The organism is Micrococcus sp. KRD077 (assembly GCF_017168505.1).
Taxonomy (GTDB): Bacteria; Actinomycetota; Actinomycetes; order Actinomycetales; family Micrococcaceae; genus Micrococcus; species Micrococcus luteus.
This window is the reverse complement of sequence record NZ_JABFAZ010000009.1, coordinates 144,055-154,891: the sequence shown is the minus strand read 5'-3', so window position 1 is coordinate 154,891 and position 10,837 is coordinate 144,055. Positions and strand designations below refer to the sequence as shown.

7 protein-coding genes are annotated in these 10,837 nt (G+C 74.3%); 4 read left to right on the top strand and 3 right to left on the bottom strand.

From position 1 onward, the window contains the following. The first annotated feature begins 208 nt into the window (after window positions 1–208). From J1M39_RS03130 to J1M39_RS03120, 3 genes are all read left to right on the top strand, one after another. Window positions 209–1,165 (top strand): PAC2 family protein, encoded by a 957-nt coding sequence (locus J1M39_RS03130; protein WP_036314094.1) that lies wholly within the window; start codon window positions 209–211, stop codon window positions 1,163–1,165. Between the two features lie 36 nt (window positions 1,166–1,201). Beyond that, on the top strand, window positions 1,202–2,260 hold the full coding sequence (locus J1M39_RS03125; protein ID WP_012750911.1) for a DUF4192 domain-containing protein: 1,059 nt from the start codon (window positions 1,202–1,204) through the stop codon (window positions 2,258–2,260). Between the two features lie 160 nt (window positions 2,261–2,420). Further along, window positions 2,421–3,986 (top strand): RNA polymerase sigma factor, encoded by a 1,566-nt coding sequence (locus tag J1M39_RS03120; protein WP_205805457.1) that lies wholly within the window; start codon window positions 2,421–2,423, stop codon window positions 3,984–3,986. A 65-nt stretch (window positions 3,987–4,051) separates the two neighbouring features. Here the strand turns inward: J1M39_RS03120 and J1M39_RS03115 are convergent, their stop codons facing one another. Further along, window positions 4,052–4,261, bottom strand: a complete 210-nt coding sequence (locus J1M39_RS03115; RefSeq protein ID WP_002858172.1) for a DUF7455 domain-containing protein — start codon at window positions 4,259–4,261, stop codon at window positions 4,052–4,054. 252 nt (window positions 4,262–4,513) lie between these two features. On the opposite strand from J1M39_RS03115, the gene J1M39_RS03110 reads away from it, so the two are divergent. Further along, a complete protein-coding gene (locus tag J1M39_RS03110; RefSeq protein WP_206496451.1) occupies window positions 4,514–6,619 on the top strand; it encodes a DNA gyrase subunit B in 2,106 nt (701 codons plus the stop codon). Between the two features lie 152 nt (window positions 6,620–6,771). On the opposite strand, the gene J1M39_RS03105 is transcribed toward J1M39_RS03110, so the two are convergent. Next, window positions 6,772–7,845, bottom strand: coding sequence for an NAD-dependent epimerase/dehydratase family protein (locus J1M39_RS03105; RefSeq protein ID WP_036384625.1), 1,074 nt, complete (start codon window positions 7,843–7,845; stop codon window positions 6,772–6,774). After that, window positions 7,842–10,772 (bottom strand): alpha/beta fold hydrolase, encoded by a 2,931-nt coding sequence (locus tag J1M39_RS03100; RefSeq protein ID WP_206496462.1) that lies wholly within the window; start codon window positions 10,770–10,772, stop codon window positions 7,842–7,844. Before J1M39_RS03100 ends, J1M39_RS03105 begins: the two co-directional genes overlap by 4 nt. Window positions 10,773–10,837 lie beyond the last annotated feature (65 nt).

Genomic DNA, 10,837 nt, shown 5'->3' with positions numbered 1-10,837 from the left:
GGGATGCGCCCGGCGGGGTGGGCCGGGCCGTCCCGCGTCATCCTAGTCAGAGGGCTCGCGCGCCCGTCCAGGGCGCGCGGGCGCGGAATAGGAGGGTGCCGTGCCGTGGTTGACTGACGCCAGAGGACAGGGAGGGATGTGCGTCCGTCGCCATCCGGGCGGCGGGGACGACTCTCCCGCAGACGGACCACCGGAAGGGGAACGAGACGTGCAGGACGCCGCGCCGCTGTACACCCGTCATGAGGGGGCGCCCGTGCCCCCCGGCCTGGGCATGCTCGTGGCCCTGACCGGGCACATGGACGCGGGCCGGGTCGCTCGGCAGGTGCGGGCCGCGCTGCACGAGCACCTGACCCATCGGACCGTCGTCTCCTTCGACGTCGACTCGATGTTCGACTACCGCGCCCGGCGTCCCCGGCTCCGGTTCGACCGGGACCGCTACCGTGATCTGCGCCTGCCCGCGCTCGAGGTGCAGCTGGTCGAGGACCTGCTCGGCCACCCCTTCCTGCTGCTGTCCGGCCCCGAGCCGGACTTCCGGTGGCAGGCGGTGACGGAGGCCGTGCTCGGCCTCGCGCAGGAGTGGGAGGTGGACTCGCTCACCTTCCTCGACGCGGCCCCGCTGCCCGTGCCGCACACGCGGCGGCTCGGGGTCACGACGCACGGGTCCCGCGCCGACGCCGTCGAGGGGCTGTCCACCTGGAGCCCGGAGGCGGACATCGTCGCGGGGCTGCTGCAGATGCTCGAGCTGCGCGCCGAGGAGGCGGACCTGCCGACGGCGGGCTACACCGTCCATGTGCCGCACTACGTGGCCGAGGCGTCCTTCCCCCAGGCGGCCGTGGCCGCGCTCGAGTACGCGGGGGCCGCCATGGGGCTCATGCTGCCCTCGGACGACCTGCGAGACGCCTCGCGGGACATCGAGGCCGAGCTGGAGCGCCAGGTCTCCGGGTCCGGGGAGATCCAGCAGATGATCGCCGGCCTGGAGCGCAACTACGACCAGAACGCCGAGGACCAGGAGCGGTCGTTGCTCGAGACCGAGCAGGGCCTGCCCGACGGCGACGAACTCGCCTCCGCCGTCGAGGCGTACCTCGCCGCGCGGGACGCCGGCGGCGGGTCCGCTCCTGCACAGGAGGACGGACCCGGCCGTCCGTCCACCGACGACGGGGACTGATTCCACCGCGGGGGCCCGGTCGGCGAGGGTGGCGGCATGGAAGCCCCCACCTCGCTCGACGCCCCCGTCCTGCCGGCCCGCGGCCCGGAGGACCTGCTCGCCTACGTCGGCCACGCCCTCGGGCGGTTGCCCGAGGACAGCCTCGTCCTCCTCACCCTGCACGACGGGCGCCTGCGCGCTGTGGTGCGGGTCGATCTGCCTCCCGAGGAGGTCGACGTCGACGCTTGGGCCTGCGCCGTGGCCGAGGTGTGCCGGCGGGACGCGGCAGCGGACGCGACGCTCTGCCTCGCGTTGCCGGACGGCGCCCGAGCCACGCTGACCCGTCCCGGCTGGGCCGCGGCGCTCGACGACGCCCTGGCGTCCGCGGGTCGCCCCCTGGCCGCGGCCTGGACGTGCGCGCACGGACGGGCGCGCCCCTGGTGGGGGAGCAGCATCGCCGAGGAGGGCACCCTCGACCCCCGAGCCGCGCCGCTGTCCCTGCACCTGATGACCCGCGGTTCGGTCTGGGACCGCGCGGCGGTGTCCGACCCGGTCCCGCGTCGTGGTCCCGCCGCGGCCCGGCCCGACGACGCGCGGTGGCGGCCGCCCGAGCAGGACGCGCCCCCGGCACGCCGCGCGTGGCTGGCGCAGTGGGAGCCGGTGCTGACCGGCACGGCGCGTGGCCGCGGTGCGCCCGCACCCGCCGTGCTGGGCTCGCCGCTGACGCGTCCGGCCTGGCGCGACGGCCTGCTGCTCCATGCCGCCGCGCCGTCCGGCGCGGCCACGGGGGATCCGGGGGACGAGGAACGGATCCTCACCGCGGCCTCGCGCCGGGCGCCGGCCTGGGACCGGCTGGACGCCCTGCGGGCGGGGCTGCGCGCGCTCGTGCCCGTCGCGACGCCGGCCGTGGCGGCTCAGGCCCTGGCACTGGCCGGGTGGGTCGGCTGGGCCCGCGGCCACGGCTCCGACGCGGACGCCCACCTGACCGCGGCGGCGGCGCTGAGTCCCGGCGACCCGTTCGTCTCCGTCCTGCGACGCATCGTGGCCGCGGGGTGCGTCGCAGGCTGGGCGACCGACCCGGCCACCGCGTGGCGGCCCGACGGTGGCCGCCCATGAGAGAATGATGCGGCTTCACGACGGCACGGCCGACCGCAGCCCGTTTCCCGGGTTCGGAATAGATCGGTCTCAGCCGTCGTTGGCACTCACGGACCCTGCAGTCGGCGGGCCCGGACGACGTCGGTCGTCCGAGGCCGCGACTTGACAGGGTCACGTGTCTATGGACTGCAAGGATCCGCGGGTGGCCGCGGACGAGACGGAAAGGCCTCGAGTGACCACTTCGACGACCAGCGGTGTGCAGGACGGCAAGGAGACCACTGCCTCCGAGGCCACGACCACGCGCACCCGCTCCACGGCAGCCAAGAAGTCGGCAGCCAAGAAGTCGGCAGCCACGAAGAGCGCCACGACCAAGGGCGCCACGACGCGGACGACCGCGACGAAGTCGGCGGCGACCAAGACCGCTGCCACGCCGACGGCCAAGAAGAAGGCGACCCGGAAGCCCACCGCGGCCAAGACCACCGCCACGGCCAAGACCACCGCCGCGAAGAAGACCGCCACGACCGGGGGCAAGAAGGCCACCGCGTCCGCCGCCTCCGCCGAGCAGGCCGAGGACGACGAGGAGCTCGTCCAGGCGCGCGAGCGCACCGAGGCCGCGGACGCCGTCGAGGAGGACGTGGTGGCGGACGAGACCGCCACCGAAGACTCTGATGATGAGGACGCGGACGGCTCGGACGCTCCGGAGCGTCCGGCGATGGACGCGGAGGCCGTGACCGGCACGACGGCCGCCACAGGCCAGAAGGTGGCCCAGTCCAAGGGCGCGTTCGTCATGGACGACTCCGAGGACGACGCCCCGGTGCAGCAGGTGGTCGTGGCGGGCGCCACGGCGGACCCGGTGAAGGACTACCTGAAGCAGATCGGCAAGGTCGCCCTGCTCAACGCCGAGCAGGAGGTGGACCTGGCCATGCGCATCGAGGCCGGCCTCTACGCCGAGCACGTCGTGCAGCACGAGGCCTCCGACGACTACCGCGAGCGCCGGGACATCCAGCTGATCATCGCGGACGGGCGCAAGGCCAAGAACCACCTGCTCGAGGCCAACCTGCGTCTGGTGGTCTCCCTGGCCAAGCGCTACACCGGTCGCGGCATGCTGTTCCTGGACCTCATCCAGGAGGGCAACCTCGGCCTGATCCGCGCCGTCGAGAAGTTCGACTACACCAAGGGCTTCAAGTTCTCCACGTATGCCACGTGGTGGATCCGTCAGGCCATCACCCGCGCCATGGCGGACCAGGCCCGCACCATCCGCATCCCGGTGCACATGGTGGAGGTCATCAACAAGCTGGCCCGCGTGCAGCGGCAGATGCTCCAGGACCTCGGCCGCGAGCCCACCCCGGAGGAGCTGGCCAAGGAGCTGGACATGACCCCGGAGAAGGTCGTGGAGGTGCAGAAGTACGGCCGCGAGCCCATCTCCCTGCACACCCCGCTCGGCGAGGACGGCGACTCCGAGTTCGGCGACCTGATCGAGGACTCCGAGGCCGTGGTGCCCGCGGACGCCGTCTCCTTCACGCTGCTCCAGGAGCAGCTGCACTCGGTGCTGGACACCCTTTCCGAGCGCGAGGCCGGCGTCGTCGCCATGCGCTTCGGCCTGACCGACGGCCAGCCCAAGACGCTGGACGAGATCGGCAAGGTCTACGGAGTGACACGAGAGCGCATCCGCCAGATCGAGTCGAAGACCATGTCCAAGCTGCGTCACCCCTCCCGCTCGCAGGTGCTCCGGGACTACCTGGACTGAGTCGGAGCGGCATGATGAAGGGCCGGACCCCCGCGGGGGTCCGGCCCTTCGTCATGCCGGGCGCGTCAGGCGCCGGCGGTGAGGCGGTCCGTCTCGTCCTGCCACAGCGCGGCCTGGGGACGCAGCGCGTCCTCGACGGCGCGGGCGTGGTGGGCGCAGAACTGGAGGGCACCGCCCGAGTGCAGCACGGCGCGGACGTAGGCCTGCGCGCCGCAGCGGTCGCAGCGGTCGGAACGGGTGAGGGCGGCCGGCTCGGCCACGGCGGTGATGGACATGGTGTCCTCCTCGGGTCTCTCGGGGCTGGAGGGCGACGACGCCGGTGGGGCGGGTCGGTCCTCCTCTTGTCCCATGGAACAGCAAGGATGGCAGGGAACTTCCCCGCGCGCCCGCCCCGCACCCGCGTTTCGCCACCCGCGTACGCAAGCAGCCGGGCCGGGCTGCCCAGGGACGTCCGGCCCGAACCCTGGCGTGTCCGGCCCGCGGAGTAGGCTGGACCGGCCGCCGTCGTCCACCGAAAGGCCCGCCCCGTGCCCGCGAACACCGAGTACAACGCCCGCCACCTCTCCGTGCTGGAGGGGCTCGAGGCCGTCCGCAAGCGGCCGGGCATGTACATCGGCTCCACCGATTCCCGCGGCCTCATGCACTGCCTCTGGGAGATCATCGACAACTCGGTGGACGAGGCTCTGGCCGGCTTCGGGCAGTCGATCGAGATCACCCTGCATCCGGACGGCTCCGTCGAGGTCGAGGACAACGGGCGCGGCATCCCCGTGGACGTGGAGCCGCGCACCGGCCTGTCCGGTGTCGAGGTGGTGTTCACCAAGCTCCACGCCGGCGGCAAGTTCGGCGGCGGTTCCTACGCCGCCTCGGGTGGCCTGCACGGCGTGGGCGCGTCGGTGGTCAATGCCCTGTCCTCGCGCCTGGACGTGCAGGTGCTGCGCGGCGGCAAGGTCCACCAGATGTCGTTCCGGCGCGGCGAGCCGGGCCGCTTCCAGGACGGGTCGCGCCCGTCGCCGGCCGCCCCGTTCGAGCCGTCCACGGACGCCTCGCCGCTGGACGTCGTCGGGAAGGCCAAGCGCGGGCAGACCGGCACGCGCGTGCGCTACTGGGCGGACGAGCAGATCTTCGTGAAGGACGCGACGTTCTCCGCCGAGGAGCTCCAGGCGCGGGCGCGCCAGACCGCCTACCTGATCCCGGGCCTGCGGATCACAGTCAAGGACCTGCGCCGCCGACCCGGCACGCCCGGCGCCGACGGCCCGGTCGAGGAGGTCTTCCAGTACGACGGCGGCATCTCCGAGTTCGTGGAGCACCTCACGCCCGCCACCCCGGTGACGGACGTGTGGCGGATCCAGGGCTCCGGCACCTTCAAGGAGCGGGTCCCGGTGCTCGGCGAGGACGGGCGCACCTCCATGCAGGATGTGCAGCGCACGTGCGAGGTGGACGTCGCCCTGCGCTGGGACGTCGGCTACGACACCGTGTTCCGGTCCTTCGTGAACATCATCGCCACGCCCAAGGGCGGCACCCACCAGTCCGGGTTCGAGGCGGCACTGCTGAAGGTGTTCCGGGCCCAGGTGGAGGCCAACGCGCGCCGGCTCAAGGCCGGGTCGGACAAGGTGGAGAAGGACGACGTGCTGGCCGGCATGACCGCCGTCCTGACGGTGCGGCTCGCCGAGCCGCAGTTCGAGGGGCAGACCAAGGAGATCCTCGGCACCTCCGCGGTGCGGCGGATCGTCTCCCAAGTGGTGGAGAAGCAGCTGACCGCCCGCCTCACCTCCACGGCCCGCGCCCAGAAGCAGCAGGTGCACACGCTGCTGGAGAAGGTCGTCGCCGAGATGAAGTCGCGCATCTCCGCGCGCACCCACAAGGAGAACCAGCGGCGCAAGAACGCCCTGGAGACCTCGACGATGCCGGCCAAGCTGGCGGACTGCCGCAGCAACGACGTCGCCTCCTCCGAGCTGTTCATCGTCGAGGGCGACTCGGCGCTCGGCACCGCCAAGCTGGCCCGGTCCTCCGACTTCCAGGCCCTGCTGCCGATCCGGGGCAAGATCCTGAACGTGCAGAAGGCCTCCGTCTCGGACATCCTGGCCAACGCCGAGTGCGCGGCGCTGATCCAGGTCGTCGGGGGCGGCGCGGGGCGCAGCTTCGACCTGGATGCGGCCCGCTACGGCAAGGTCGTGCTGATGACAGACGCGGACGTGGACGGTGCCCACATCCGCACCCTCCTGCTGACGCTCTTCTTCCGCTACATGCGGCCCATGGTCGAGGCCGGGCGCGTGTACGCGGCCGTCCCGCCGCTGCACCGGATCGAGGCGGTGACCCGCGGCGTCAAGGAACGCGAGGTCATCTACACGTACTCGGAGCAGGAGCTCCACGCGACGCTCGCCCGCCTGGAGCGGGAGGGCCGCTCGTACCGCGAGCCGATCCAGCGCTACAAGGGCCTGGGCGAGATGGACGCGGACCAGCTGGCCGAGACCACCATGGACCCGCGCCACCGCATGCTCCGCCGCGTGAACATCGCCGAGGTGGAGGCCGCCGAGCGCGTCTTCGACCTGCTCATGGGTTCCGCGGTGGCCCCGCGCAAGGACTTCATCGTCTCCCACGCCGACGAGCTGGACCGCGCGCGCATCGACGCCTGACCCTCCGCTTTCGTTCGGGAAACGGCGGCCCCAGGAGCGTCGTCGTTCGGGAAACGGCGGGCACCGAGGCGACGGCGGCGCAGTCGCCGCCGTTTCCCGAACGAAAGCGGCGTGACCCGCGCCGTTTCCCGAACGAAAGCCCTGGGCGGACGTCAGCGGTCGCGGTAGTACGCCGCGACGCGGTGCAGGCCCTCGTCGATGCTCACGGTCGGCGTCCACGCGAGGACCTCACGGGTGCGACGCTGGTCGAACCAGTGGGCGGTCGAGAGCTGCTCGGCGAGGAACTCGGTCAGCGGCGGCTCGCCGTCGTCGGAGCCCACGCCCCGGGACCGCAGCCCGAACAGATCCCGCTCCCACGCCCGCTCGATCAGGGCACCGGCGCGCCGGGCCAGGCCCGCCGGGACGCGGCGTTCGGGCTCCGCGGCGCCGCCCGCCAGCGCGATCTGGCGGATCAGCTCGCCGACCGGTCGCGGCTCGCCGTTGGTGACCACGAGGGCCTCGCCGTGGTGCACGTCGGCCGCGGACACAGCCGCCACCACGGCCTCGACGGCGTTGGCCGTGTACAGCGTGTCGACCAGGGGAGCGCCCGTGCCGAGCACGGGCATCCGCCCGGCCCGCGCACGCTGCACGATCCGGTCGGTGAGCTGCAGGTCCCCGGGCCCCCACATCAGGTGGGGGCGCAGCACGAGGACGCGGAAGTCGTCGCGGTCGGCGGCCAGGGCCAGACGCTCGCCCGCCGCCTTCGTGCGGGCGTAGGGCCCGCGCGCGTGCTCGGGGCTGGCGGCTCCGGCGCCCTCACCGACGATGGAGTCGCCGGCGTGCGCCACGGAGGGGGAGGAGACGTGGACGAAGCGTCGCACGCCGTGGCGCTGCGCGGCGTGCAGCAGGATGCGCGTGCCCTCGACGTTCACGGCCTCGTACTCGTGCTCGGGGCCGGACACGGACACCTTCGCGGCCACGTGCACCACGGTGTCCGCGCCGGTCAGGGCCTCCTCGACGGCGGCCGGGTCGGTCACGGACCCGCGCACGTCCCGCGCACCGGGCACGCCCGAGGGACGCCGCTGCAGGGTGGTCACGTCGTTGCCGGCATCGGCGAGCACCCGGGCGACGCCCGCGCCCAGCAGCCCCGAGGCGCCGGTCACCAGGACGCGGCGGGACTCGAGGCGCTCGACGAGGTCGGGCATGCCGGCGGCGTCGAGGCCGACGTCGTAGCCGAAGCCGCTCACAGCGCACCCGCCTTCCCGCCGGCGAGCACGGCCTCCGCCCAGTCGGCCACCCGGGCGCGGTCGATCTTGGAGTTGTGCCGGATGTCGGTGGGGATCTCATCCGCCACGAGCACCGCGGCCACCGGCAGCGGCTCGAGGGCCGCGCGCACGGCGGAGGCCAGCGCGGTCGGGGCGAGGCCCTGCTTGGGTCGGCCGTCGCGGTGGTGACCCGGGCGTCGCGCCGGGCGCGTGGCCGGCACGGCCGCCTCCACGACGACGACCACGGCCTGCGTGCCCCGGGGCCCGACGCCGACGACGGCGCTGCGCCGCACCGGCCCGAGCGCGTCGACGGTCTTCTCGGGCCCGCCCGGACCGACCGGGCCCTCGGGCGTGGTGATCACGTGTTGGAGCCGACCCTCGAGCCAGACGCGGCCCTCGGCGTCGAAGTGGCCGACGTCGGCGGTGCGGTGCCATACCCGGCCGTCCCGCCGCCACAGCCCGTCGCGCTTGCTCTGCTGGTCGGTGTGCCAGAGCGCGTCGTAGCGGTCCTTCAGGTGGGGGGCGCTGACCACGATCTCGCCGAGGACGCCGTGGCCCCGCGCGGGGTCGAGGATGACGTCGTCGGCGCTGCCGTCCTCGAGGAGCGGCGCGATGGCCAGGGACACCGTGGGCAGCGCGGAGCCCACACAGACGCCCGCGTCGTCGGCGGTGCGCAGGCGCTGCACCTCGTCGCCGTCGATGTCCGTGAGCAGCAGCCCCTCGGTCATGCCCCACGGCGTGTGGACCCGGGCGTTCGGCATCAGGTCCGAGACTTGCCGCATCAGCTGCGGGTGCACGGGGGCGCCGGCCGAGAGCACGAGCCGCACGGCGTCGAGCGCCTCGCGCTGGGGAGCGTCGAGCCCGTCGGCGGTCGCGACCACGTTCGCCAGGGCGGCGGGGGAGGCGAACAGCACGCTCGACTGCCCGGCGATCGCGGCGTCGGCCAGCTTCTGCGCGGTGAGGGTGGCCGGCTGGGTGACGTCCATGTCCGGGGAGACGGACGCGGCGCCGAGGGCGGGTCCGAGCAGCGCGAACGGGGCGAAGCCGGCCAGCAGGGACCCGCCCGGGCGGATGCCCAGGGTGCGGGAGATCAGCGCCACGAGGCGGCCCAGCCGCTCGTGCGTGTACACGACGCCCTTGGCCGGGCCCGTGGAGCCGGAGGTGAACAGCACCGCGGCGTCTGCGTCCAGGGCGGGCTCGGGCAGCACGGTGCCGTGCTCGTCGACGGCGTCGCCCGCGGCCGGGTCGCGGTGGCGGTCCACCATCGCGTAGAGCGAGTCGGAGACGTCGAGCAGGCGGCGCTGGGCGGCGCCCGGCTCGGTCACGGAGATCCGGGTGCCCGGCCACGACTGGGCACGGGCGAGCGTCAACCCGGGGGTGCGGCCGATGATCCACCGGGGGCGGGCCGACTTCATCGCCCGGGTCATGCCCTTGACGCCGAGGCCCTGGTCGGCCACCACGGCGACGGCGCCCACGCGCAGCACGGCGTACAGGGCCGCCGACAGGTCCCGGCCCGGCGGCACGAGCATGGCGACCCGGTCGCCCGGCCGCATGCCCGCGGCCCACAGCCCGGTGGCGATGGCCGAGACCATCTCCTGCAGCTCACCCCAGGTGACGGCCACGGGTCGGCGGGCGGTGCCCACCAGCGAGCGGCCGGCCTGGGCGCCGGCCATGTCCACCAGCGCGGTGTACTCGCGGTGGTCCGAGCCGGGGGCGCCCCAGTCGCGCAGGTGGTCCCAGAGCCGGACCACCCCGGGATCGCGGGCTCCGGGCTCCTCCCCGAGGTCCACCTCCAGGCCCGGGTCGGCGGCCGCGTCGGTGGTGGCGTGCGGGACGGGGCCCGGCAGCCCCGAGGCGGGGTCGGAGAGCTGGCCGCCACGCAGCAGCTGGGCCCACTGCAGCAGGGGCGCGGTGATGTCGCGGTCGTCCACGAGCAGGTGTCCCGCCTGCTCGTAACGGTGCACGCGCGCGCGGGGCAGGCGGTCGCGGAGGTCGTCGAGGTAGCGGTCCAGGAAGACCGGGTCGTCGGCGCCCCACAGGATGAGGGCGGGCACGTCGGTGCGGCCCAGGGAGGCGAGGTCCTCGCCCACCCGCTGCAGTTCGGGATGGCTGCCGTGGCCGGGGTCGGCCGGGATGTCCGCGACGAAGCCGCCGACGCCGCCGCGTCGGGCCGCCGCGTCGTAGGGCAGGTGGTAGGCCGCCCGGGTCTCGCGGTCGAGGGCCGGCGTGGCGAGGGAGGTCGTCACGGAGAGGAAGGCGTCCGTGGTGACGGTGGAGGCCGGCAGGACGGGCCCGGCGAGGGCGGCCTGCAGCGGGGCGGGGATCGGCGCCCCCTCGGGCTGGTGGACCGCGGTGTTCAGGGTCGCGACGCCGGCCACCAGCTCCGGATGACGCGCCGCCCAGCCGAGGGACACGACGCCGCCCCAGTCGTGGCCGAGCGTGATCAGCGGGTGGCCGGTGGCTGCCAGGTCGCGCAGCCCGAGAGCCGCCAGCAGCGCGTCCAGGTCGGCGATGCGGCCGCCCAGCGTGCGGTAGGTGTCGCCGGCACGGCCCATCGACGCGGCGGACGGGTAGCCCGCGTGCGCGAGGCGCTCGGAGAAGCCCATGTCCAGCTGGTCCGGCGCCACGACGCGCCACGCGGCCATGCCCCGGCGTGCCCGGCGCACGGTCTCCGCGAGCAGGGACCGCCACAGCCAGGACCACGTCGGGTTGCCGTGCACCGCCACGATCGTGCCGACGATCTCCGCCCCGGCCGCCGCGAGCACGGGTCCGGTGTCCGCCACGTGCAGCGTCCGCACGGTCCCCTCCGGGTCCGCGGCGGAGCGGATCTCCACGAGGCGGGACCACGCCGGGTCCCAGCCGGGCAGTCGGTCGGCCGGCGGCAGGGCGGCGGGGGAGGCGAACAGCACGCTCGACTGCCCGGCGATCGCGGCGTCGGCCAGCTTCTGCGCGGTGAGGGTGGCCGGCTGGGTGA